Origin of the sequence: Halomonas sp. MCCC 1A13316 (assembly GCF_014931605.1) — a bacterium.
Lineage (GTDB): Bacteria > Pseudomonadota > Gammaproteobacteria > Pseudomonadales > Halomonadaceae > Halomonas.
This window is the reverse complement of the sequence record NZ_CP053382.1, coordinates 2,916,045-2,938,590: the sequence shown is the minus strand read 5'-3', so window position 1 is coordinate 2,938,590 and position 22,546 is coordinate 2,916,045. Positions and strand designations below refer to the sequence as shown.

General features: G+C 64.3%; 20 protein-coding genes. 9 read left to right on the top strand and 11 right to left on the bottom strand.

What is annotated here, in order from left to right; translation table 11 throughout:
* Window positions 1-87: 87 nt before the first annotated feature.
* Both HNO52_RS13570 and HNO52_RS13565 read right to left on the bottom strand, forming a co-directional pair.
* Window positions 88-1,575, bottom strand: a complete 1,488-nt coding sequence (locus HNO52_RS13570) for a Na+/H+ antiporter NhaC family protein (protein ID WP_232090302.1) — start codon at window positions 1,573-1,575, stop codon at window positions 88-90.
* A gap of 43 nt (window positions 1,576-1,618) precedes the next feature.
* A complete protein-coding gene (locus HNO52_RS13565) occupies window positions 1,619-2,908 on the bottom strand; it encodes an NAD(P)/FAD-dependent oxidoreductase (protein WP_197565809.1) in 1,290 nt (429 codons plus the stop codon).
* A gap of 145 nt (window positions 2,909-3,053) precedes the next feature.
* Between HNO52_RS13565 and HNO52_RS13560 the strand changes: the two genes are divergently transcribed.
* Window positions 3,054-3,707, top strand: a complete 654-nt coding sequence (locus tag HNO52_RS13560) for a GntR family transcriptional regulator (protein ID WP_197565808.1) — start codon at window positions 3,054-3,056, stop codon at window positions 3,705-3,707.
* A gap of 79 nt (window positions 3,708-3,786) precedes the next feature.
* Here the strand turns inward: HNO52_RS13560 and HNO52_RS13555 are convergent, their stop codons facing one another.
* Complete coding sequence (locus HNO52_RS13555; RefSeq protein WP_197565807.1) at window positions 3,787-5,160, bottom strand: glutamine synthetase family protein; 1,374 nt, start codon at window positions 5,158-5,160, stop codon at window positions 3,787-3,789.
* 257 nt (window positions 5,161-5,417) lie between these two features.
* Between HNO52_RS13555 and HNO52_RS13550 the strand changes: the two genes are divergently transcribed.
* Genes HNO52_RS13550 through HNO52_RS13540 form a run of 3 tightly spaced genes read left to right on the top strand, consistent with a single transcriptional unit; the run spans window position 5,418 to window position 9,131 of the window.
* Window positions 5,418-6,188, top strand: a complete 771-nt coding sequence (locus HNO52_RS13550) for a gamma-glutamyl-gamma-aminobutyrate hydrolase family protein (protein ID WP_197565806.1) — start codon at window positions 5,418-5,420, stop codon at window positions 6,186-6,188.
* A gap of 13 nt (window positions 6,189-6,201) precedes the next feature.
* Window positions 6,202-7,632, top strand: a complete 1,431-nt coding sequence (locus tag HNO52_RS13545) for an aspartate aminotransferase family protein (protein ID WP_197565805.1) — start codon at window positions 6,202-6,204, stop codon at window positions 7,630-7,632.
* The gene (locus tag HNO52_RS13540) at window positions 7,629-9,131 is read left to right on the top strand and encodes an aldehyde dehydrogenase (protein WP_197565804.1); all 1,503 of its coding nucleotides are present in this window, start codon (window positions 7,629-7,631) and stop codon (window positions 9,129-9,131) included. The genes HNO52_RS13545 and HNO52_RS13540 overlap by 4 nt, the downstream gene beginning before the upstream one ends.
* A gap of 77 nt (window positions 9,132-9,208) precedes the next feature.
* Here HNO52_RS13540 and HNO52_RS13535 read toward each other — a convergent pair whose 3' ends face one another.
* Complete coding sequence (locus HNO52_RS13535; protein WP_197565803.1) at window positions 9,209-9,625, bottom strand: agmatine deiminase family protein; 417 nt, start codon at window positions 9,623-9,625, stop codon at window positions 9,209-9,211.
* Complete coding sequence (locus HNO52_RS13530) at window positions 9,619-10,239, bottom strand: aminotransferase class III-fold pyridoxal phosphate-dependent enzyme (protein WP_232090300.1); 621 nt, start codon at window positions 10,237-10,239, stop codon at window positions 9,619-9,621. The genes HNO52_RS13535 and HNO52_RS13530 overlap by 7 nt, the downstream gene beginning before the upstream one ends.
* Before the next feature lie 148 nt (window positions 10,240-10,387).
* Here HNO52_RS13530 and HNO52_RS13525 point away from each other — a divergent pair, with 148 nt between their 5' ends.
* Together HNO52_RS13525 and HNO52_RS13520 are read left to right on the top strand one after the other, a co-directional pair.
* Window positions 10,388-11,635, top strand: coding sequence for a M20 family metallo-hydrolase (locus tag HNO52_RS13525; protein WP_197565802.1), 1,248 nt, complete (start codon window positions 10,388-10,390; stop codon window positions 11,633-11,635).
* Window positions 11,632-12,795: an aldehyde dehydrogenase family protein gene (locus tag HNO52_RS13520; protein WP_197565801.1), complete on the top strand. Its 1,164-nt coding sequence runs from the start codon at window positions 11,632-11,634 to the stop codon at window positions 12,793-12,795. Before HNO52_RS13525 ends, HNO52_RS13520 begins: the two co-directional genes overlap by 4 nt.
* Window positions 12,796-12,815: 20 nt before the next feature.
* Here the strand turns inward: HNO52_RS13520 and HNO52_RS13515 are convergent, their stop codons facing one another.
* Window positions 12,816-13,598, bottom strand: coding sequence for a helix-turn-helix transcriptional regulator (locus tag HNO52_RS13515; protein ID WP_197565800.1), 783 nt, complete (start codon window positions 13,596-13,598; stop codon window positions 12,816-12,818).
* A gap of 229 nt (window positions 13,599-13,827) precedes the next feature.
* Between HNO52_RS13515 and HNO52_RS13510 the strand changes: the two genes are divergently transcribed.
* Window positions 13,828-15,204, top strand: a complete 1,377-nt coding sequence (locus HNO52_RS13510) for a DNA recombination protein RmuC (protein ID WP_197565799.1) — start codon at window positions 13,828-13,830, stop codon at window positions 15,202-15,204.
* Window positions 15,205-15,228: 24 nt separating this feature from the next.
* Here HNO52_RS13510 and HNO52_RS13505 read toward each other — a convergent pair whose 3' ends face one another.
* Window positions 15,229-16,914, bottom strand: a complete 1,686-nt coding sequence (locus tag HNO52_RS13505; RefSeq protein WP_197565798.1) for a methyl-accepting chemotaxis protein — start codon at window positions 16,912-16,914, stop codon at window positions 15,229-15,231.
* A 271-nt stretch (window positions 16,915-17,185) separates the two neighbouring features.
* Here HNO52_RS13505 and HNO52_RS13500 point away from each other — a divergent pair, with 271 nt between their 5' ends.
* Window positions 17,186-17,356 (top strand): DUF6435 family protein, encoded by a 171-nt coding sequence (locus tag HNO52_RS13500; RefSeq protein WP_197565797.1) that lies wholly within the window; start codon window positions 17,186-17,188, stop codon window positions 17,354-17,356.
* A 1-nt stretch (window position 17,357) separates the two neighbouring features.
* Here HNO52_RS13500 and HNO52_RS13495 read toward each other — a convergent pair whose 3' ends face one another.
* From HNO52_RS13495 to gatC, 4 genes are all read right to left on the bottom strand, one after another.
* The gene (locus HNO52_RS13495; RefSeq protein ID WP_197565796.1) at window positions 17,358-17,909 is read right to left on the bottom strand and encodes a cupin domain-containing protein; all 552 of its coding nucleotides are present in this window, start codon (window positions 17,907-17,909) and stop codon (window positions 17,358-17,360) included.
* A 58-nt stretch (window positions 17,910-17,967) separates the two neighbouring features.
* The gene (gatB, locus tag HNO52_RS13490; RefSeq protein WP_197565795.1) at window positions 17,968-19,437 is read right to left on the bottom strand and encodes an Asp-tRNA(Asn)/Glu-tRNA(Gln) amidotransferase subunit GatB; all 1,470 of its coding nucleotides are present in this window, start codon (window positions 19,435-19,437) and stop codon (window positions 17,968-17,970) included.
* Window positions 19,437-20,897: an Asp-tRNA(Asn)/Glu-tRNA(Gln) amidotransferase subunit GatA gene (gene gatA / locus HNO52_RS13485; RefSeq protein WP_197565794.1), complete on the bottom strand. Its 1,461-nt coding sequence runs from the start codon at window positions 20,895-20,897 to the stop codon at window positions 19,437-19,439. Before gatA ends, gatB begins: the two co-directional genes overlap by 1 nt.
* Before the next feature lie 84 nt (window positions 20,898-20,981).
* The gene (gene gatC / locus HNO52_RS13480; RefSeq protein ID WP_197565793.1) at window positions 20,982-21,269 is read right to left on the bottom strand and encodes an Asp-tRNA(Asn)/Glu-tRNA(Gln) amidotransferase subunit GatC; all 288 of its coding nucleotides are present in this window, start codon (window positions 21,267-21,269) and stop codon (window positions 20,982-20,984) included.
* 179 nt (window positions 21,270-21,448) lie between these two features.
* Here gatC and HNO52_RS13475 point away from each other — a divergent pair, with 179 nt between their 5' ends.
* Window positions 21,449-22,486: a rod shape-determining protein gene (locus tag HNO52_RS13475; RefSeq protein WP_104201758.1), complete on the top strand. Its 1,038-nt coding sequence runs from the start codon at window positions 21,449-21,451 to the stop codon at window positions 22,484-22,486.
* Window positions 22,487-22,546: the final 60 nt, after the last annotated feature.

Sequence of the window (22,546 nt, the reverse complement as noted above, 5' to 3'; positions counted from 1 at the left end):
ACGTCCGGAGCGAGGGCCGGCGTCGCCGGGAGCGCCGCCGGCCCAGGAGGTGTTCAGTGAGCGTCGTTCACGGCAAGACCTCCTCGTTCACAGATACCCGAGTACCAGGTAGGCGCCGGCGGCCAGGAGGCCCGCCAGTGCCGCATAGGGCAGCTGGGTGAAGGCATGCTGGAAGGGGGTGCAGCCGCTGGCCTGGGAGGTTAGCACCGTGGCATCCGAATAGAAGCAGGCATGGCTGCCGAAGGTGCTGGCCGATAGGGTGGCGCCGATCACCAGCGTCATGTCGGCGCCCAGGTTGTGCCCAAGGGTGGCGACGATGGGCAAGATGATCACGAACACGCCCCAGTTCGAGCCGGTGGCGAAGGAGACGAAGCCCATGATGGTGAAGATGATGAAGGGCAACAACTCGGCGGAGATCAGCGGCTCTACCGTGGTGATGATGTACTCATTGAGGCCCAGCGCCGTGTTGACCTCGTTGAACAGGAAGGCCGCCACCAGCACGGCCAGGGCATCGATCATCGACTTGAAGCCCTCGAGGATATTGTCGAAGGTCTCGCTGGCGGACAGCATCTTCAGGGCGATGAAGGCCACGATCATCCCGGCCAGGGTGACGAAGATGCCCATCAGGAAATCCAGGTCGAACCACCAAGTGAAGAAGGCCAGCGAGGCCATGGGCAGCAGGAAGGACCAGACGCTGCCCTTGTGCCTGGCATCTGCCTCGAGGTGGGCAATGTCCTCGTCGATGTGCTCGGCCCCGGGCGGCACGCATTGTCCCTGTCTTTCAGCGCGACGTTCCGCGCTTCTCATCGGCCCGATCAGAGGAATCTTGCCGTAAATGACCAGCGGCACCATGGCCACAGCAATCCATGGGTAAAACATGAAGGGGATGGCCTGGATATAGGTCATCACGCCCTGACCGTTCTCGGCAACACCGTTCTTCTCGATCAGGGCACCGAAGAATACCGCCCAGGTGGAGATGGGTATCAGCACACTGATCGGTGCCGCGGTGGAGTCGATGACGTAGGCCAGCATCTCGCGTGATGTCTTGAAGTGGTCCGTGATCTTGCGCATCGAGGTGCCCACAGCCAGCGAGTTGAGGTAGTCGTCGACGAACAGCACGATCCCCATGCACCAGCAGCCCATCAGGGCTCGTGGCTTGTCGGTGGTGTAGCGCATCATGGCCCGGGCGAAGGCCTGGGACGAGCCCGATTTCAGCAGCAGGGCGATGATGCTGCCCATCAGGCCGCAGACCATGATGACCCAGGCGACATCCTCATCAGTCATCACGCTCATCAGGCTCTCGGAGAGGCTGCTCAGCGCATTGGTGGGGTTCATCATCAGGGTGCCGGCGAAGGCGCCGAACACCAGCGGCTCAAGCGCGCGCCTGGATAACAGGGCAAGCAGCAGCACGAGGCCCGTCGGGACGAGGATCAAGGGCCCGTCGATAGATTCGGCACCGCTGGTGCCGACCACGGCGCTAATGACGGCGGCCAAGGCGCCGGCCAGCGCTATCATGACCATCCAGCGCTGCCACGGGCGGGCGCCCTGCTTGATCACCTTATCATTGGCTTCCATGAATACCTCCTCGATCTTGTCATTGTGTGAGGGTGGTGGGGGCTCAGCGCAGGCGTTCCAGCAGCTGGTAGTACCACATGCCGGCAGCCAGCAGGGTGTTACCGAGGCGGTCGCTGAACGGGACGCGCCAGTGACGGACATCGGCGAAGGCATCGAACTCCCGAAGGCTGCCGTCGATCGCCTCGGCGAGGATCTCGCCAACGAGATGCGAGGTGGCGATGCCGTGTCCCGAGTAGCCCTGGGCGTAGTAGACATGGGGGGAGAGCTTGCCGAGCATCGGCACGCGGTTGATCACGATCCCGGCGAGTCCCTGCCACTGGAAGTCGAGCGCCACGCCCTCGAGTTGAGGAAAGGTATGCTCCAGCCGCGGGCGCAGCTCGGCGGCAATGTCGGCTGATGTCCTTCCCGAGTAGTTGGCTCCGCCTCCAAAGAGTAGCCGCCTGTCAGCGGTGAGGCGGTAGTAGTCGAGCACGAAGCGAGTATCGTAGACGGCCAGGTCCTGGGGGTTGATCGCGTTGGCGGTGGCCTCGTCCAGCGGGGCGGTCGTGACGATGCCGAGCGAGGCGGGGAAGAGCTTGCCGCCGAGCCGCCGGCGCTCGAGGTGGTGGTAGGCGTTGCCGGCCAGGATCACGCTATCGGCTTCAACGCGGCCATGTTCGCCGATGACGGCGGGGGTTTCACCATGTACCACCTCCACCACAGGGGACGCCTCGAAGATCCTGGCCCCCAGGCTTGCCGCTGCTTGGGCCTCGCCCAGGCAGAGGTTCAGGGGGTGGAGGTGCATGTTGTAGTCGTTGCGGATGGCACCATGGTAGAGCCGCGTGCCGAGCACCTCTTCGACCTCTGCCTTGTCCAGCCAATGGACATGTTCGCCGATCCAGTGGGACTGGGAGGCTTCGTAGTCCCGACGCAATGCCTTCAGGTGGCTCGGCTGGTAGGCCGCCTGAAGATGGCCGTGCTTGAGGTCGCAGGGAATAGCGTACTTCTCGACACGTTCACGGATGATGCGCTGACCGCGCCAGCGCAGGTCCCAGATGAAGTCGGCGGCCTCATCGCCGAGGGTGCGACACATCTGGCGGCGCATGGCATCCTCGCCGGACAAGCTCCCGGTGACCTGGCCGCCGTTGCGCCCACTGGCCCCCCAGCCGATCTTGTTCGCCTCGATTACCGCGACCCGATAGCCCCGCTCGCTTAGCTCGACGGCCATGGCCACGCCCGTGAAGCCGCCACCCACGATGGCGACGTCGACACGGTGGTTGCCCTCGAGGACGGGGTAGTCAGATTCCCTGATGACGGACGCGGAGTAGTAGGAAGGGGGGCGCGATTGGGACATGAAAATACTCGCTAAAAGATGTGATCACATATGTGTGATCACATTAGCAGGGCCTTGCGAGAGTGGCAACCCGGCGCGGGGCGGAGCCGCACTGGGCCAGTTTGGGGTATGCTGGCGGGGTGTATGACAACGACATGGTAAGCCGATGGAGCTACAGACACAGGGCGAAGGGTTCTCGCCGGATACCGCCGCCACTCGGCTGCATCGAGAGCTGCGGAAGAGGCTCTGCGAGGGGGATTTTGCGCCGGGAGACCTGATCTCGATACGCCGTATCGCCACCGAGTACGGGACCAGCGCGATGCCCGCCCGTGAGGCCTTGCGCTGGCTGGTGACAGAGGGGGCACTGGTCTTCTCCGACAGCCGCAAGATCCGGGTCCCCGAACTGAGTCGCGAGCGCTTTCACGAGGTGCTGTTTGCACGCAAGAGCCTCGAGACCGAACTCTCCCGCCAAGCCTTCCCCTGGCTGAACGCCGAGGATCTGGCTGCGCTCGAGAGCATCGATACACGGATCAATGCGGCCATCGAAGCAGGCGATATGCAGGCGTACATGCGTGGCAATCATCGCTTCCACTTCCTGATCTATCGACGCAGCCGCTCCCGGGTCCTGCTGCCCCTGGTCGAGCTCCTCTGGCTGCAGTACGGGCCCAGCATGCGACAGATCGGCACTCGCTGGGGCGCATCAAGCATCGCTGATGACCATCATCGCGACGTGACACAGGCCCTGTCCCGGGGAGACAGGGAGGGATTCTGCAACGCCATTGCCGCCGATATCGAACAGGGAATGCGCCTCCTCGAATAAACCTTCCGCTTCGCGCGGTTGATGTCGCGATGACGCGACAATGCTCTTCCGGCGAGCATGGAGTAGAGGGCGCTCGACGTCACACGTGGCGCAGGTACCAATCGTACTCGAGCTTGCTGACAGACTGCATGGCCTGTTCCCGCTCGGCTCGTCGGTTGGCCAGGAAGACCGCGAGGAAGTCTGCGCCCAGTGCCTCGGCCAAGGGCTCGCTCTGCTCCAGCAGGTCCAGGGCCCGGCACCAGCTGTTGGTCAGGCTGGGCGCCACCTGCTCATAGGCATTGCCGGTGATGGCGGGCGGCGGCGTCAAGCGCTGCTGCAAACCGTGGTCGATGGCGCCGAGCAGGGTCGCCAGCAGCAGATAGGGGTTGACGTCGGCGCCGGCCACGCGGTGCTCGATGCGCCGTGCCGCATTTGGCCCCGAGGGGATACGCAGCGCCACCGAGCGGTTGTCGTAGCCCCAGGTCGGAGCCATGGGCACATAGAGTCCGGGCTGGAAGCGGCGGAAGGAGTTGAGGTTGGGGGCGAAGAGCGCCATGGAGGGAGGCATCAGCTCGAGCAGCCCGGCCACGGCGTGCTGCAGCAGCGGTGTGCCGAGCGGGGCTTCATCCGCGGCCGCGAAGACGTTGTTCCCCGCCTCGTCGAGCAGGCTGATATGGACGTGGGTGCCGTTGCCGGCCTCCTGCCCATAGGGCTTGGCCATGAAGGTGGCCTCGAAACCATGGTGCAAGGCCACTCCCTTGATCAGGCGCTTGAGCATCACCGCGCTATCGCTGGCCGCGAGGGCATCATCGCAGTGGATCAGGTTGATCTCGAACTGTCCCGGGGCGCACTCCTTGAGGGCGGTGTCCAGCGGCAGCTGCTGGGTCCGTGCGGCAGCATGGATCTCCTCGAGCAACTCAGCATATTCGTCGAGCTCGTTGATCGAATAGAGCTGGCTCTGCGCGGCGCGCTCGCCGGTCGCTGGCGAGCAGGGCGGCTGGACCATGCCCAGGGCATCGCGGCGGCGGTCGACAAGGCTGAACTCCATCTCCACGGCCACCACCGGCGTCAGTCCGGCGTGACGCAAGCGCTCCAGCACCCGGGCGAGCACCTGGCGGGGGTCGGCGAAGAAGGGCGCCCCGTCGGCCTCGGTCATGGTCATTAGCAGCTGCGCCTGGCGGCCGTTGCGCAGCCAGGGGCTCGGCATCAGGCTGCCCGACACTGGGCGGCAGACCCGGTCGCTGTCGCCGATTGAGAGGCCCAGGCCCGTGGCCTCGATGGTGTTGCCCAGGATATCCAGCGCGAACACCGAGGCTGGCAGGTTGACCCCGTCACGGAAGGCCTTCTCGAGGTTGTCGGGGGGAATGCGCTTGCCACGCAGCACGCCGTTCAAGTCGCTGATCAGCAGGTCGACGCTGTCCACGTCGGGATTACGGTCGAGGAAGTCGCGGGCTTCATCGGCAGGGGAGGACATGGGGGCCACCTATCGGCTTCGGTTCATTGTTCGATGGCTGTCATCTTTGAAGCACACTCCAATGTTGTCAAATCTTTTACGTATTTCGTTCGTTGCTGTCTGCATGAAGCGCCTTCTTGGTTAAATTTAATCAATTATTACAATCGCCTGAGCGATAGGCGTGGTGGTGGGGTGTCGGAAGGGGTTGGAAAGATTAATCAACGGCGATATGTTGAGCAAAGCATAACTATCATCTTGCGTGTTTCGAGGAGACCGCCATGCGTGCCCGACCCCTGGTAGGCGTGATCGCCTGCCGGCGTGATGTGGAAGGCCACCCCGCCCATATGGTCACCGACAAGTACCTCTCCGCCCTGCGTGCCTATGGCCTGGCGCCAGTGCTGCTGCCGGTATGGCAGGACGCCGTGGATGGCGACCTGCCCGCACATCTGGACGGTCTATTGCTGACCGGCAGCTACACCAACGTCGAACCCTGCCGCTACGGCGCCGAGCGGGCGCCGGAAAACACTCTTGATGACCGGCACCGCGACGCCGCCGCACTGGCCTGGATTCCCGCTGCTATCCGGCGTGGTCTGCCGTTGCTGGGGATCTGCCGCGGCTTTCAGGAGCTCAACGTGGCCTATGGTGGCACGCTGCACCAGGCAGTACAGAACGTGCCCGGCCTAGTCGATCACCGCGAGCCGGACGCCGACTACGCGACTCGCTATGCCCCGGCACATGACATCGAGATTCACCCTCATGGCTGTCTGGTGGCGCTATATGCCGAGCTGCATTCGACGGTCAATTCGCTGCACCAGCAGGGCATCGACCGCTTGGGTGATGGGCTCAGGGTGGAGGCGCTGGCGCCGGATGGGCTGATCGAAGCGATCTCCGTGAGCGAAGCCACGGCCTTCGCTATGGCCGTGCAGTGGCATCCCGAATGGCACCCCCGGGAACATGCTCTCTACGACGCCCTTTTCGATGGGTTCGCCAACGCCTGCCGTGAACACAGCGCCGATCGTGCGGTTGCACCGCAGCCGCTCTCGACCTGAGCTGGAGATCACCATGAACACTGAGGCCTACCGCCAGCTGGATCGGGAGCACCACCTGCATCCTTTCACCGATTTCAAGGCACTGGGCGAGGAGGGCAGCCGTATCGTCACTCACGCTAAAGGTGTTTACATTCACGACAGCGAGGGCCATCGCATCCTCGACGCGATGGCCGGGCTGTGGTGCGTCAACCTGGGCTATGGCCGCGAAGAGCTGGTCGAGGCGGCCACCGTGCAGCTGCGCGAGCTGCCCTATTACAACAACTTCTTCAAGAGCACACACCCGCCAGCGGTGAAGCTGGCCGAGGCGCTGTGCCGGCTGGCTCCGTCGCATATGAACCGCGTCTTCTTCACCGGCTCGGGCTCCGAGGCCAACGACACCGTACTGCGCATGGTGCGCCGCTACTGGACACTCGAAGGCAAACCCGACAAGCAGTGGGTCATCGCTCGCGAGAACTCCTATCACGGCTCCACCGTGGCCGGCATGAGCCTCGGCGGCATGGCGCCGATGCATGCCCAGGGCGGCCCGACGGTGCCCAAGATCGCCCATGTGCGCCAGCCCTACTGGTTTGGGGAAGGGCGGCTTGGCGAGGGGGGCGACGGCGAGGAAAGGCGATTTGGCCCCGAGGCCTTCGGTCGCGAGTGTGCCGCAGCGCTCGAGGCCAAGATCCAGGAGCTTGGCGAGGAGAATGTCGCCGCCTTCATCGCCGAGCCGTTGCAGGGCGCCGGCGGTGCCATTATTCCGCCGGCGAGCTACTGGCCGGCGGTGAAGGAGGTACTGGCCAGGTACAACGTCCTGCTGGTAATGGACGAGGTGATCTGTGGTTTCGGCCGCCTAGGGGAGTGGTTCGGCAGCGTGTATTACGACCTCGAGCCCGACCTGATGTCGATTGCCAAGGGGCTCTCGTCCGGCTACCTACCGATCGGGGGCGTGCTGGTGGGCGATCGCGTTGCCGAGACGCTGATCGAGCGCGGCGGCGAATTTGTCCACGGCTTCACCTATTCGGGGCATCCGGTGTGCGCCGCCGTGGCGCTGAAGAACCTCGAGCTGATGCAGGCCGAGGGCATCGTCGAGCGGGTGCGAGAGGACATCGGCCCCTATCTCTTCGAGCGCTGGACCACCTTGGCCGAACATCCCCTGGTGGGGGAGGCGCGTTCGCTGGGCCTGGTCGGCGCGCTGGAGCTGGTCGCCGACAAGACCCATGGCAAGCGATTTGCTAAGGACCTTGCTGTAGGCAACCTGTGCCGTGACATCAGCTTTGACCTCGGTCTGGTGATGCGCTCGGTGGGTGATACGATGATCATTTCCCCGCCGCTGGTCATCACCCGTGCCGAAATCGATGAACTGGTGCGTCTGGCCGGAGCAGCACTGGACGAAACCGCGCGGCGGCTGGCCGCACGAGAGCAGGCGGATGAGTCAACTTTAAGAGAGGAGTCCCGATCATGAGCCGTTCGCCATCCCCCCGTACCCGAGACGACTGGCAGGCCCTGGCCGAGGGCCTGTCCCTGGAGAGCCGGGCCTTCATCGATGACGCCTTCGTCGATGCCGCCAGCGGTGACACCTTCGAATCGCGGAATCCGGCCACGGGCGAGATCCTGGCTCAGGTAGCGAGCTGTGATGAGCCCGACGCCGAACGCGCCGTGACAACGGCTCGTGAAGCCTTTGTCGGCGGCGAATGGTCTCGCCTGGCGCCAGGCAAGCGCAAGAAGGTGCTGCTGCGCCTGGCCGACCTGATGGAGGCCAACAAGCATGAGTTGGCATTGATCGACACCCTCGACATGGGCAAGCCGGTTTCCAGCTCGCTGGGCGACATGGCCGGTGCCATCGCCTGTCTACGCTACCAGGCCGAGTGCATCGACAAGCTCTACGGCGAGGTGGCGCCCACCGGCGAGGACTCCCTGGCGCTGGTGCTGCGCGAGCCGATCGGCGTGGTGGCGGCCATCGTGCCGTGGAACTTCCCGCTGATGATGACCGCCTGGAAGATCGCCCCGGCGCTGGCCGCGGGCAACAGCGTTATCCTGAAGCCCTCGGAGAAGTCGCCGCTCTCGGCGCTGCGGCTGGCGAGCCTGGCTCGTGAGGCGGGCCTTCCCCGCGGTGTGTTCCAGGTGCTGCCCGGCTTCGGTCATACCGTGGGCAAGGCCTTGGCACTCTCCATGCAGGTCGACTGCCTGGCCTTCACCGGCTCCACCCAGGTGGGCAAGCAGCTGATGCAATACGCCGGCCAGTCCAACCTCAAGCGGGTCTACCTGGAGTGCGGTGGCAAGTCACCCAACCTCGTCTTCGCCGACTGCAGGGACCTGGACCAGGTGGCGAGCCACGCGGCCGCGGCGATCTTCCACAACCAGGGCGAGGTGTGCATTGCCGGTTCGCGCCTGCTGGTGGAGAACTCGATCCGCGAGGAATTCGTCGAGCGCGTCCTGAAGGCGGCGGAGAACATGCAGCCCGGCGACCCGTTGGATCCGCAGAGCTTCATGGGCGCCATCGTCGACGAGACCCAGCATCGCCGTATTCTTGAATACATCCGCCAGGGCGTGGAGGAGGGCGCACGGCTGCGCAGCGGCGGGAAGGCCATCGACGGCCCGGGGTTCTTCATTCCACCGACCATCTTCGACGGCGTGACTCCGGCCATGTCCATCGGCCGCGAGGAGATCTTCGGCCCGGTGCTGGCGGTGTTCGGCTTCGACACGGAAGAGGAGGCCGTGGCCATGGCCAACGACACGCCCTACGGCCTCGCGGCTGGGCTGTGGAGTCAGGACATCGACCGCATCATGCGTGTCACCCGGCGTCTGCAGTCGGGCCAGGTATTCGTCAATAACTGGGCCGGTGGCGATCAGACCATGCCCTTTGGCGGAGTCAAGCAGTCGGGCAACGGCCGCGACAAGTCGCACCACAGCCTGGAGGAGTACTCCGAGCTCAAGAGCGTGTGGATGTCGCTGTCTCTATAGCCACACGCTAAGCTGCAAAACGGGCCGACCGCGCACTTGCCGGTCGGCCCGTATCGTTTCCGCGGCTTGCTTTTCGCTCACGTCAGCCGAGCCTTGGGCTGTTGCTGGGTGATGCAGTGAATATTGCCACCGCCGAGCAGGATCTCCCGGGCCGGCACGCCGATCACTCGCCTGCCGGCAAACAGCCCCTGAAGAATGCCGCGGGCCTGTTCGTCGCGGGCCGGGTCCAGTAGCGGCATGACCACCACCGAGTTGCCGACATAGAAATTGACGTAGGAGCTCGCCATGCGATCCCCGGGACGACGCGGATGGGAGCTGTTGAGGCGATCCAGGCCGCTGGCTTCGTCCTCCTCGATGAACAGCGGGCCGGGTTGGGGCAGCGTGTGCACGCGCAGCTTTCGCCCCTTGGCGTCGGTCGTTGATTCCAGCACGGCAAGGGCTTCTCGGCAGATGGCATGCTGGGGATCGCTCTCGTCATCACACCAGGTCAGCACGACCTCCGGCGATAGAGATTGGCTTCGCTAAGGTGCGTGACCAGATGATCCAGGGTATCGAAGTCCCAGTTGTTGCTCTCGATGCCGGTCAGGGTGGCGGCCAGGTAGGTGGTGCCGTGGTAGGCATTATTGCGCGACAGGATGCGTTTCTTGTTTGGTTTGCCCAGGCGATTGAAGTAGTAGTGCACCAGGCGGATGGTGGCGTCGTTGGCTGCCGAGCCGCCACAGCTGTAGAAGACATGATTGAGGTGGGCCGGGGCCAGCTCGGCGAGCTTGGCGGCCAGCTCCGCCGCCGGGGCGTTGGAGAGGTTGTTGAAAGTGGAGAAATAGGCCATGCGGGTCGCCTGTTCCGCCATGGCCTGGCCGATCTCGGCGCGGCCGTGGCCCACGTTGACGCACCACAGGCCGGCAATGCCGTCGATGAAGCGGTTGCCATGGGCGTCCTCCACGTAGATACCGTCACTGTCGGTGATCAGGTCGCAGCCCTTGTCATGGAACTGGCTGAAATCCGTGAAAGGGTGGATGAAATGGTCCTTGTCCTTCTGCCACATTGCCTGGGCGTCATAGCGCCGCTTCGATTGGGCGGGGCGTGCGGAGGTCGTTGTCGTTGTCATGAGCTGGCTCCTCTCTCGGTGTCTCGGGGTGGCCGACAAGGCCAGCCTAATCAGGGCGAGGGGGCCGCCGGTATATCCTGATTGGGGTATATCGCCGCTGCGACCTTCCCGCCTAGGGTGGCAGGGAACAATCACAAGGGAGGCACCCATGACGGTTTCCATCGATGGACAGCGGCTCTGGTCGAGCTTGATGACCATGGCCGAGATCGGCCCCAGCCCCAACGGCGGCAGTCACCGCTTGGCGTTGACCGCGGAAGACGCCGCCGGGCGTCGCCTGCTGATCGAGTGGTGCCAGACACTGGGCTGTACGCTGCGCGTCGATCGGGTCGGCAATCTGTTCCTGCGCCGCGCCGGTAAGCGTGACGATCTCGATCCGATTGGTATTGGCAGTCATCTGGACACTCAGCCCAAGGGCGGACGTTTCGACGGCGTGCTCGGTGTGCTGGCCGGTCTCGAAGCGTTCCGCACGCTCGACGATCACGGCATCGTCACCGAGCGGCCACTGGAACTGGTGGTGTGGACCAACGAAGAAGGCAGCCGCTTTGCACCGGCCATGGTCGCCTCCGGTACCTATGCGGGGGCATTCAGCGTCGAGTCGACCCTGGCACGCCGCGACCGTGATGGCGTGACCCTGGGCGAGGCGCTTGCGGTCACCGGTTTCGCTGGTGACATGGCTGTGGGTGAGCCGCGCCTGGCGGGCTTCCTCGAGCTGCATATCGAACAGGGGCCCATACTTGAGGAGAATCACGAAGCGATCGGCGTGGTGACCGGCGTGCAGGGCATGCGCTGGTTCGACGTCATCCTGCACGGGCAGTCCTCGCATGCCGGCCCCACACCGATGCGCTACCGTCGCGACGCGCTGGCTGCCGCGGCGCGCCTGATCGATCGCCTACAGGGCCATGCCCTGGCGGACCCCAGCGGGGATACCAAGGTCACCTGCGGTACCCTGGAAATCGACGCGGCATCGCGCAACGTGGTACCCGGCGAAGTGCACCTCTCCATCGACCTTCGCCATGTCGACGAGGGTGAGCTGGACGCTCTGGAAGCGCGCTTCGAGCGCGAACTGGCCGCCGCCAGCGAGGCCTTTGGCGTCGCGACGCACAGCGAACGCATCTGGGCCTCACCAGTGGTGAGTTTCGATAGCGGCTGCATCGACGCTGTGGAGAGAGCCGCCAAGACACGCGGCGTACCTTACCGGCGCATGATGAGCGGCGCCGGTCACGACGCCGTTTATGTGGCTCGGGTCGCGCCGACGGCGATGATCTTTATTCCCTGCCGTGACGGGATCAGCCACAACGAAGCGGAGTATGCTTCCCCAGAGCACTGCGCCCTGGGGGCTCAGGTGCTCTGCGACGCCATGCTGGAACGGGCCAATACCCTGGAGGCGAGCCAATGAATGCCACGACTCCCACCACCAAGGCCGCCTGGCAGGCCATGGCCGAGACGTTGATCCCGCACTTGGAGAGCCGTGCCTTCATCAATGACACCTTCGTCGATACTGCCGGAGGCGAGACTTTCGCCACCGTCAACCCGGCCACCGGCGAGACGCTTGCGCGAGTCGCCAGCTGTGACGTCGCAGATGCCGAGCTCGCCGTGTCGTGCGCCCGGGCCGCCCATATCCGGGGCGAGTGGGCACGGCTGGCACCGGGGCGGCGCAAGCAAACGCTGCTCAGGCTGGCCGAGCTGATGGAAGCGCATCAACACGAACTGGCGCTGCTCGACACCCTCGACATGGGTAAGCCGATCTCCAGTTCGCTGGGCGATATCGACGGCGCCATCGGCTGCCTGCGCTACACCGCCGAGGGCATCGACAAGGTCTTTGGTGAAGTCGCGCCTACCGGCAACGACAGCCTGGGCCTGGTGTTGCGCGAGCCGATCGGCGTGGTGGCGGCCATCGTGCCGTGGAACTTCCCGCTGATGATGACCGCCTGGAAGATCGCCCCGGCGCTGGCCCCGGGCAACAGCGTTATCCTGAAGCCCTCGGAGAAGTCGCCGCTCTCGGCGCTGCGGCTGGCGAGCCTGGCTCGTGAGGCGGGCCTTCCCCGGGGTGTGTTCCAGGTGCTGCCCGGCTTCGGTCATACCGTGGGCAAGGCCTTGGCACTCTCCATGCAGGTCGACTGCCTGGCCTTCACCGGCTCCACCCAGGTGGGCAAGCAGCTGATGCAATACGCCGGCCAGTCCAACCTCAAGCGGGTCTACCTGGAGTGCGGCGGCAAGTCACCCAACCTCGTCTTCGCCGACTGCAAGGACCTGGACCAAGTGGCGAGCCACGCGGCCGCGGCGATCTTCCACAACCAGGGCGAGGTGTGCATTGCCGGTTCGCGCCTGCTGGTGGAGACCTCGATCCGCGAGGAATTCGTCGAGCGCGTCCTGAAGGCGGCGGAGAACATGCAGCCTGGCGATCCGCTGGACCCCGGGAGCTTCATGGGGGCCATGGTGGACGAGACCCAGTATCGGCGCGTGCTCGACTATATCGGCAACGGTCGCGACAAGTCCCTGCACGCCTTGACGGAGTACACCGAACTCAAGACCGTATGGATGGCGCTAGCGCCCTGACGACGAATCAATGGTCAGGCTCAGCCTGCCCGTTGCCGCGACACCAGCGCCACGTAATCGAGGAACTGCCGGAACAGCTGCGATTGGCTGGAGACCTCGAGTCGCTGGTAGATGTGCTTGCGATGCACCTTGACCGTGCCGTCGCTGATATCGAGCTCCCGAGCTGCCGATTTCGTCGAGTGGCCGGCCAGTAGCAGACGCACGATCTCCTGCTCACGCGCGGTCAGCACGCCAGCGCCGAAGCTGGCAAAGGCCGCTTCCACCGGCTCCTGATCCGCCAGACGCTGCTGAAACTGGCTTCCCTGCCATTTCCAGTATTCGACAAGGAGAGCTTCCACCATCGGTGAGAGGTGGCGCAGGGCCTGCATGGCGCGACGGGTCAGCGGCGGCGACTTGATGCCGAAACCGAGCGATACGGCAATCACTACGTCCTCTTCGACTCGGCAGAAGAGGCCCACCTCGTCTACCAGGCCAAGGGAGCGGTAGTAATGGGCATAGTAATCGCTTGCCTCGAAACGATCCGGGGCCAGTTCACGCAGGCGATGGGCGCCTTGATCGAGGCCTTCGCTCACGGCGGCAAAGAACGGGTCGAGCAGATAAGCCTCGCTCAGGTAACGCTCTATGCCCTGCTCGCGACGATGCGGGGGGTAGTCGTCATGGACCAATAACGGCCGACGGCGCCCACGATAAGCATTGATCAGTACGGTTTCGTGACCCACGAGTTCGCGCAGGCAGTGATCGAGCCGGCCGGGGAAGTCGGCCGCTCCGGCACCACGAAGCAGGCGCGCCAACTGCTGGTGCAAGGCGAGGCTTTCAGGGGCGTGCTAGGAAATCGAGCATGGTGGCATCGGGTCGGGAGACGTAGACCTCACCTTATCATGTCCCAGCGTTGGCACCCGTATGCGACGCGCAACGGGTGCAAGACAGCAGCATGACGATCGGAAGCAGGGCGTTTACCAGTAGGCCGTGACAAGCCGGTTCATTTTGAGGAGACTCTGGCTCGATCCTTTGCATACCGCCGTTGGAGTCCCCTTGACCGATCTTTTGACGCTGCTGGTTTCCCTTCCCACCGGATACGTCATGGCGCTTTCGGCGCTGCCGGCGTTCCTGCTCGCCTTCGGCTTGGCCGGTCTGCTTGCCGCCCGCCGCCAGCGTGCCGATGCGCAGCGTCACGAGGCGGCGCTGGGCGCGCTGCGTGAGCGTCTCGCCGAGCGTGAGCGACGCCTCGACGAGCAGCAGCGTACGCTTGGTGAGGTGCAGGTAAACGAGGCGCGGCTGGCCACGACCCTGGAGCAGAAGCAGCAACACTTCGACGCGCAGTTGGCCCTGCTGCGCGACAGTCGCGAGCAGCTGCGCCAGGAGTTCGAAAACCTGGCCAACGAGATCATCGAACGCAAGGGCCGTGCCTTCAGTGAACTCTCACAGCAGCGCATCAGCGGGCTGTTGCAGCCGATCCAGGCCGAGATGAAGGGCTTTCGCGAAAAGGTCGAGACGATTCACCGCCACGATACCGAGCAGCGTGCCGGGCTGCGCGCCGAACTCAGAAACCTGCAGTCTCTCAACCGCGAGATCACCGACCAGGCCGAGCGCCTGACCCAAGCGCTGCAAGGACAGAAGAAGGTCCAGGGCAACTGGGGGGAACTGATGCTGGAGAACGTGCTGGAGGGCTCAGGGCTGCGCCCCGGCAAGGATTATCAGCGCGAGGTCAGCTTCACCACGGCCGATGGGCGGCGCCGGCCCGATGCGGTGGTCTATCTACCCCAGGGGCGTCACCTGGTGATCGACGCCAAGACCTCGCTTGTCGCTTACGTGCGCTACGTCAATGCCGAGGACGAGTGCGAACGTGAGCTGGCCCTGGCGGCCCATGCCACGGCGGTGAGCGAGCGCATCAATGAGCTTGCCGACAAGCACTACTACGACCTGCCGGGACTCAACTCACCGGACGTGGTGATCATGTTCGTGCCGGTGGAGTCGGCCTACGTCGAGGCGCTGAAATACGACGAGACGCTCTACCAGCGCGCCATCGAGAACAACGTGCTGGTGGCTACCCCCACCACGTTGCTGACCAGCCTCAACGTGGTGCGCCAGCTTTGGCGTTTCGAGGACCAGAGTCGCCACAGTGCAGAACTGGCCAGCCGCGCCGAGAAGTTCTACAACAAGCTGCGTTCGTTTCTCGAGAGCATGCAGGAAGTACAGGCCCGCCTCGACGGCGCGCGCGACAGCTACGACCGTGCCATGAGCCAACTGGTCAACGGTCGCGGGAACCTGATCAAGCAGGCCGCCGAGTTTCAGGAGCTGGGTGTGGCGGTGAAGAAGGAGTTGCCCGCCGAGCTGGTCGAGCGGGCGGGACTGGAACTCGAGGCCGAGCGCCCCCGTTCGGCGTTACCGGACGGGGGCGATGCAAGCTGAGTCTCGCTCTGAGAGAGCGCGGCGTTAGAAGTTGGCCCACTCCGGCTGACGCTCCCTGGTGGGTAGCTTCAACTGAGCCATCAGCGGCTGTGACTCGCTTTCTGGCCAGCTACGGTTCGCGTGGTGGCCATGGGAGGGCAGCTGGAAAGCCGCCATGGCAGTCATCAGCTGTTGCGCATGCTCGCGCAGATTGCCAGCGGCCGTGGCACTTTCGTTCACCAGCGTGGCGTTCTGCTGCGTGACCCGGTCCATCTCGGCCACGGCGGTACCGGCTTCCTGGACACCGGCGCTCTGTTCGACGCTGGCCTGGCTGATCTCGCGCATCAGCTGGCTAACCCGTGCGATGGCTTCGACGATTTCCTCGGTGGCCTGGCGGGCCTCGGCGGCGCGGTTATTGCCACTCCTCACACGCTCCACGTTACTGGTGATCAGCTCATTGATCTCTTTGGCGGCATCGGCGCTCTTTTGGGCCAGCTTGCGCACTTCGGCGGCAACCACGGCGAAGCCGCGACCGTGTTCTCCGGCACGTGCCGCTTCTACAGAGGCGTTGAGCGCCAGGATATTGGTCTGGAAGGCAATGTCATCAATGGTCGAGATGATGCTGGCGATCTCTCCGGCACTCCTGTCAAGCTCGTTCATGGTGGACGCCATTTGTTCTACCGCTACGCCGCCCTGTCGTGCCGTATGCGAAGCGCTTTCCGCTTCGCGGCTGGCCTGGCCGGCGTTCTCGGTATTCTGAACGACGGTGCCGTTGAGCTCTTCCATGGCCGAGGCTGTCTGGGTCAGGGCGCTGGCCTGCTGCTGGGTACGCGAGGCGAGTTCGGTATTGCCTTCGGCGATCTGCTCGCTGTTGCTGGCCACTGCCTCGGCGGCGGCCCGTACTTGGGCAACGATGTCCTGTAGCTGGCGTGCCATGCCGACCTGGGCGGCCATGATGCTGTGTTCGTCGTTCTTGCGCAGGCGGCCGGCCGCGGCCAGCTCGCCACGGCCGATCGCCTCGGCGAAGGCGCGCACCTCATGCGGTTCGGCGCCCAGCTCGCGCAGCAATTGACTGGCGAGAAGATAGGCAATGCCGCCACCCAGGAGCAGTGCCGCGAGACACAGGGCCAGCATCAGGATCTGGAATCCGGCCGCGGTATCGCGTGCCAGGGCACTATCGGCGGCGCTTTCGGCCTCCTGGTGGTCGATGAAGGCGTTGATGCTGTCGAGCCAGGCGAAGAAGGCCGGACCGGCAGCATCTAATAGGCGCTCACGCGCGCCGCTGAGGTCGCTTTGCTCGCGGTTTTCCATCACCTCGTTCGCCAGGCGTTCGGTCGTGTCGGCTTGGCGCTCTATGGCAGCCAGCAGTTCCCGCTCGCGTGGCGTGACGTTTTCTCGGGTCATTTCGGCCATGCCGGAGGCAGCGAGTTGGTAGTCATCTGCCAAAGCCTGATAGTCGCGCTTGAGAGCGGCGAGGGCCGAGGATGACCCGACCAGGGTCATGTCGCGCAGCAGGATGGCGCGGTCATGCACGCTGCCACGCCAGTCGATGGCGTGACGCAGCTTGACACCGTTGATGTCGTTGATGGTCGTCAGGCTGCGATCAATGCGGTTGACCTGGAGGATGCCGATGACGGTGAGCAGGACGATCAGGATGAGTACGACAGAAAAGCCGCCGACCAGACGGGTGCGGATGCCGAGTCGGGAGAGGCCTGACGGAATTGCCTTCATGTTGTGGTTCCTTGTACTGGCGTGACGCTTCCCGCGGGGAGCGATGAAGTCACGAGTACGTTAATAATTGTACTTTACTTGTACAAACGAAATTTATCTTTGCCAAGCATCGAAAAAATCAATCGACGGTTCTTCTTATTGATATCAATGAGAGTTATCGATAACGGGGCCATGAAGCGCTTGTCAAGGAAGGTGCAGCTGACCTCTTCAGGAGGTATGCTGTCACGACTTGTACAAGAATTCTTGTGCAGATCATGACGAGGAAGAGGCGATGTTCGACTGGTTTCGGCGCGACCCGACGAAGAAGTTGCAGAAGGCCTATGAGCGCAAGCTCGAGGAGGCGATGGTGGCATCTCGAAACGGTGATATGCGCACCAACGCGACGCTGACGGAGCAGGCCGAGGCTCTGCGCTTGGAAATCGAACGCTTGAAGGAAGGTTGACTCAGAAGGTGCGGGCCGGCGTACAGCAACTCACCAGCCGGCAGGGATCGCTGCCGGGATTGCGAAAGCGGTGGGGCACGTTGGTATCGAAATAGTAGGCCTCGCCGGGGCCGAGCAGGCGGGACTCGGCGCCGATGGTGATCTCGATTTCGCCTTCCAATACCACGCCGGCTTCTTCGCCTTGGTGGGCGATCATCTCACGACCAGTGTCGGCCCCGGGGGGGTAGGTCTCGATCATGAAGGCCAGTGCACGGGTGGCCCGGTTCGCACCGACCAGCTTGTAGACGACTTCACCGCTGCCCATGTCGGCCAGTTCGTCGGCGGAGTAGAACACCTGGTTACGGCTCTCCAGGTCCATAGTGAAGAAGTCGCCGACGCTGATGGGGATGGCGTCGAGGATCTTCTTCAGTGAGCTGACCGAGGGGCTGACCTTGCCCTGCTCGATCAACGACAGGCTGGAGTGGGTTACGCCGCAGCGCTTGGCCAGCTCGCGCTGGGAAATACCACGCAGGGTGCGCAGGGCGCGCAGACGTGTGCCTACGTCGTCCGACATGCCGGTTTCCTCGTCATGGGGAGCCGGCGCTGTCGCCGCAGCGACAGCACCTCGTTACCTAGCAGAGAGCGTCGAGCTTCTGCTTGAGTAGCGCATTGACCTGCTGGGGGTTGGCGGTGCCCCGAGAGGCCTTCATCACCTGGCCAACGAAGTAGCCGATCATCTTGCCGCGCTTGTCCGGCTCGGCGTCGCGGTACTGTGCTACTTGGGCCGGGCTGTCGCTGATCACCTGGTCGATCATCGCCTCGATGGCGCCGGTATCGGTGACCTGCTTGAGGCCCTGGGCCTCGATGATGTCGTCCGCGTTCGTCCCCTGGCCGTTCCACAGCGCCTGGAACACCTGCTTGGCGGCCTTGCCGTTGATGGTGTCGTCAATTACGCGGGCGACCAAGTCGCCGAGCTGGCGAGCCGACAACGGGCTGTCCTTGATCGACAAGTTCTCGCGGTTCAGGGCACCGGAAAGCTCGCCCTGTACCCAGTTAGCGGCCTGCTTGGCATCGCCGCAGACATCCTTCACTTCCTCGAAGTAGTCGGCCATCTCACGGGTGGCGGAGAGCACGCTGGCGTCGTAGGCGGACAGGCCGAGTTCGCCCTCGAAGCGGGTGCGCTTGTCGGCGGGCAGCTCCGGCAGGTTGTCGCGCAGGTGGTCGATGTAGGCTTGATCGAGTACGACCGGCAGCAAGTCGGGGCAGGGGAAGTAGCGATAGTCGTTGGCCTCTTCCTTGGTTCGCATGCTGCGGGTCTCATCGCGCTCGGGGTCGAACAGCCGAGTCTCCTGGACTATCTTGCCGCCATCCTCGAGCAGCTCGATCTGGCGCTCCACCTCGAAGGCAATGGCACGCTCAACGAAGCGGAAGGAGTTGACGTTCTTGATCTCAGCGCGGGTGCCGAGCTTTTCCTCTCCTTCGGGCCGTACCGAGACGTTGACGTCGCAGCGCATCGAGCCTTCGGCCATGTTGCCGTCGGAGATGCCGAGGTAGGTGACGATCGAGTGGATCGCCTTGAGGTAGGCGGCAGCCTCCTTTGCCGAGCGCATGTCGGGCTCGGAGACGATCTCCAGCAGCGGCGTGCCGGCGCGGTTGAGGTCGACACCGGTCATGCCGTGGCCTCTTCCACTGGAGAAGAGTTCGTGCAGCGACTTGCCGGCATCCTCTTCCAGGTGCGCGTGGTGCACGCGGATCGGCTTGGTCGTGCCATCATCCAGTGTGATCTCGACCATGCCGGCGCCGACGATAGGCTGGTACATCTGGCTGGTCTGGTAGCCCTTGGGCAGGTCGGGGTAGAAGTAGTTCTTGCGATCGAACACCGAGATCTCGGGAATTTCGGCGTGTATCGCCAGGCCGAACTTGACTGCCATGGCCACTGCGGCCTCGTTCAATACAGGCAGCACCCCCGGCAGGCCCAGGTCGACGGCGCAGGCCTGGGTGTTGGGCTCGGCGCCGAAGGCGGTGGAGGCGCCGGAGAAGATCTTGGAGCGGGTGGCGAGCTGGACGTGGACCTCCAGCCCGATCACGGTTTCCCATTGCATCAGGCGTTCTCCTCGGCAAAGGCGGGGCGTTGACGGTGCCAGTCGGTAGCCTGCTGGAACTGGTGGGCGACGTTGAGCAGGCGGGCCTCGGTGAAGTGGCTGCCGAGAATCTGCAGGCCCACCGGGCGGTTGCCGACGAAGCCGGCCGGCACGCTCATGCCGGGAATGCCCGCCAGGTTGACGGCAATGGTGTAGATGTCCTGTAGGTACATCGACACGGGATCCTTGTTGGCGCCGAGATCGAAGGCCGGCGTGGGCGAGGCGGGGCCCATCAGTACGTCGACCTCCTCGAAGGCGTCGAGGAAGTCCTGGCGGATCAGGCGGCGCACCTGCTGGGCCTTCTTGTAGTAGGCGTCGAAGAAGCCTTCGGAGAGCGTATGTGTGCCGATCAGAATGCGGCGCTTGACCTCGTCGCCGAAGCCCTCCGCGCGGCTGCGCTTGTAGAGGTCGATCAAATCGACGGGATTTTCGCAGCGATGGCCGAAGCGCACGCCATCGAAGCGCGACAGGTTCGACGAGGCTTCCGCCGGGGCGATGACATAGTAAGCCGGAATGGCATAGTGGGTGTGCGGCAGGCTTACCTCACGGATGCTGGCGCCCAGCGACTCGAAGACCTTGATGGCGTCGCGTACCGCTGCCTCCACCTGTGGGTCCAGGCCGTCGCCGAAATATTCGCTGGGCAGGCCGATCTTGAGCCCCGCAAGCGCAGTGCCGAGTTCCTCGGTGTAGTCGGGTACGCCGCGCTGCACGCAGGTGGAATCACGCAGGTCGTGACCGGCCATGGCGTTGAGCAGCAGTGCGCAGTCCTCGGAGGAGCGGGCCATGGGACCGGCCTGATCGAGGCTCGAGGCGTAGGCGATCATCCCGTAGCGCGACACGCGGCCGTAGGTGGGCTTGAGCCCGGTGATACCGCAGAAGGCGGCGGGCTGGCGAATCGAGCCACCGGTATCGGTACCGATGGCGGCCGGCACCAGGCCGGCGGCCACCGCTGCCGCACTGCCACCCGAGGAGCCGCCGGGTACTGCGGCAAGATCCCAGGGGTTCTTCACCGGGCCGTAGTGGCTGTTCTCGTTGGAGGAGCCCATGGCGAACTCATCCATGTTGGTCTTGCCCAGGCTCACCGTGCCGGCGGCGGCGAGTTTCTCGACCACGCTGGCGTCGTAGGGCGAGATGAAGTTGTCGAGCATCCGCGAGCCGGCGGTGGTTTTAACGTCGCGGGTGCAGAAGATGTCCTTCAGCGCCAGGGGCAGACCGGTCAGCGGGCCGGCCTGGCTCGCGGCGCGAGTGGCGTCGGCGGCATCGGCCGCAGCCAGGGCCTGATCGTAGGTGACGGTGATGAAGCTGTTCAGCTTGCCGTCGAGACGATCGATGCGGCCCAGCAGGTGCTGGGTCAGTTCGCGGCTGGAGAACTCGCGGGTTTCGAGCGAGTGGGTCAGTTCGGCAAGAGTCTTGTCATGCATGCGGCATGGCTCCATGAAGGCGTGCCGTTAGAGAGAAATCGGATCCAGAGGTGGCTGGCAGCCACTCGAGCCGCCGGTTGAAGCTCATTCGACGACGCGGGGGACCAGGTAGAGCCCGTCTTCCACGGCCGGAGCGCAGCGCTGGAAGCGGCTGCGCTGGTCGCTCTCGGTGACCTCGTCGGCGCGCAGGCGCTGGGTAACGTCGAGTGGGTGGGCCAGCGGCGCGACCCCCTCGGTGTCGAGCGCCTGCAGCAAGTCGACCATCTCGAGAATGCGGCCAAGGTCGTCCACGTAGCGGGCGGCTTCGTCGTCGGTCAGGCCGAGGCGGGCCAGGTGGGCGGCCCGCTGCACGTCTGCGTGTTCAAGCGCCATGAGCTGAGTGTCCTCGCACGGAATGGAGTGTTATGCACAGCGGGAAAAGGTACCATATCCGACGCGTGGCGGGCACTCTTCTCGCACCCATGGCGGCACCATGTCGCTTGCTGCACGGGGGCCGCGATGATACCGTTTGCCTCCGCACTGCTCCCGGTCTGCACTAGGTAACGACGTCCATGTTCAAACGTTTGAGGGGGCTGTTCTCCAGCGATCTTTCCATCGATCTGGGTACGGCCAATACGCTGATTTATGTTCGCGGTCGCGGCATCGTGCTCGATGAGCCGTCGGTAGTGGCCATCCGCCAGTCCGGCAACATGCGCAGCGTGGCCGCAGTAGGCGCCGATGCCAAGCGCATGCTGGGCCGGACGCCGGGCAACATCACCGCCATTCGTCCGATGAAGGATGGCGTGATCGCCGACTTCACCGTTACCGAACAGATGCTGCAGCACTTCATCCGCAAGGTGCATCAGAGCACTTTCCTTACGCCGAGCCCGAGGGTGCTGGTCTGCGTGCCCTGCATGTCGACCCAGGTCGAGCGTCGGGCGATCAAGGAGTCCGCCGAGGGCGCTGGCGCCCGAGAGGTGTTCCTGATAGAGGAACCCATGGCCGCTGCCATCGGTGCTGGTCTGCCGGTAGACGATGCCCAGGGTTCCATGGTGGTTGACATCGGTGGCGGTACCACCGAGATCGCCATCATCTCGCTCAATGGTGTGGTCTACTCCGAGTCGATCCGTGTCGGTGGCGACCGCTTCGACGAAGCCATCTCCGCCTACGTGCGCCGCCATTATGGCAGCCTGATCGGCGAAGCCACCGCCGAGCGCATCAAGGAGGAGATCGGCTGCGCTTACCCCGGTGGCGAGCTGCGCGAGATCGACGTGCGCGGGCGCAATCTGGCCGAGGGTATCCCACGCAGCTTCACCCTCAACTCCCACGAGATACTCGATGCTCTGCAGGAGACGCTCTCTTCGATCGTGGCCGCGGTCAAGAGCGCACTGGAGCAATCGCCGCCCGAACTGGCCTCGGATATTGCCGAGCGCGGGCTGGTGCTGACCGGTGGTGGCGCCTTGCTGCGCGACCTCGACAAGTTGATTGCCGAGGAAACCGGTCTGCCGGTGATCGTCGCCGAGGATCCGCTGACCTGCGTCGCACGTGGCGGTGGCAAGGCGCTCGAGATGATCGACCGGCATACCTTCGAGCTGCTCTCGAGCGACTGACGGCGCGCTACCGGTTACCAGTGCGAACCGACGTATGAACAGGCGCGGCCAACTGGCATG

Excerpts from the sequence above, each read along its gene's own strand:
- HNO52_RS13520 (WP_197565801.1), top strand. The coding sequence starts at position 11,632 with ATGAATGCCACGACTCCCACCACCAAGGCCGCCTGGCAGGCCATGGCC.
- HNO52_RS13560 (WP_197565808.1), top strand. The coding sequence starts at position 3,054 with ATGGAGCTACAGACACAGGGCGAAGGGTTCTCGCCGGATACCGCCGCC.
- HNO52_RS13500 (WP_197565797.1), top strand. The coding sequence starts at position 17,186 with ATGTTCGACTGGTTTCGGCGCGACCCGACGAAGAAGTTGCAGAAGGCC.
- HNO52_RS13570 (WP_232090302.1), bottom strand. The coding sequence starts at position 1,575 with ATGGAAGCCAATGATAAGGTGATCAAGCAGGGCGCCCGCCCGTGGCAG.
- HNO52_RS13565 (WP_197565809.1), bottom strand. The coding sequence starts at position 2,908 with ATGTCCCAATCGCGCCCCCCTTCCTACTACTCCGCGTCCGTCATCAGG.
- HNO52_RS13550 (WP_197565806.1), top strand. The coding sequence starts at position 5,418 with ATGCGTGCCCGACCCCTGGTAGGCGTGATCGCCTGCCGGCGTGATGTG.
- gatA (WP_197565794.1), bottom strand. The coding sequence starts at position 20,897 with ATGCATGACAAGACTCTTGCCGAACTGACCCACTCGCTCGAAACCCGC.
- gatC (WP_197565793.1), bottom strand. The coding sequence starts at position 21,269 with ATGGCGCTTGAACACGCAGACGTGCAGCGGGCCGCCCACCTGGCCCGC.
- HNO52_RS13540 (WP_197565804.1), top strand. The coding sequence starts at position 7,629 with ATGAGCCGTTCGCCATCCCCCCGTACCCGAGACGACTGGCAGGCCCTG.
- HNO52_RS13555 (WP_197565807.1), bottom strand. The coding sequence starts at position 5,160 with ATGTCCTCCCCTGCCGATGAAGCCCGCGACTTCCTCGACCGTAATCCC.
- HNO52_RS13505 (WP_197565798.1), bottom strand. The coding sequence starts at position 16,914 with ATGAAGGCAATTCCGTCAGGCCTCTCCCGACTCGGCATCCGCACCCGT.
- gatB (WP_197565795.1), bottom strand. The coding sequence starts at position 19,437 with ATGCAATGGGAAACCGTGATCGGGCTGGAGGTCCACGTCCAGCTCGCC.
- HNO52_RS13530 (WP_232090300.1), bottom strand. The coding sequence starts at position 10,239 with ATGACAACGACAACGACCTCCGCACGCCCCGCCCAATCGAAGCGGCGC.
- HNO52_RS13475 (WP_104201758.1), top strand. The coding sequence starts at position 21,449 with ATGTTCAAACGTTTGAGGGGGCTGTTCTCCAGCGATCTTTCCATCGAT.
- HNO52_RS13545 (WP_197565805.1), top strand. The coding sequence starts at position 6,202 with ATGAACACTGAGGCCTACCGCCAGCTGGATCGGGAGCACCACCTGCAT.
- HNO52_RS13525 (WP_197565802.1), top strand. The coding sequence starts at position 10,388 with ATGACGGTTTCCATCGATGGACAGCGGCTCTGGTCGAGCTTGATGACC.
- HNO52_RS13495 (WP_197565796.1), bottom strand. The coding sequence starts at position 17,909 with ATGTCGGACGACGTAGGCACACGTCTGCGCGCCCTGCGCACCCTGCGT.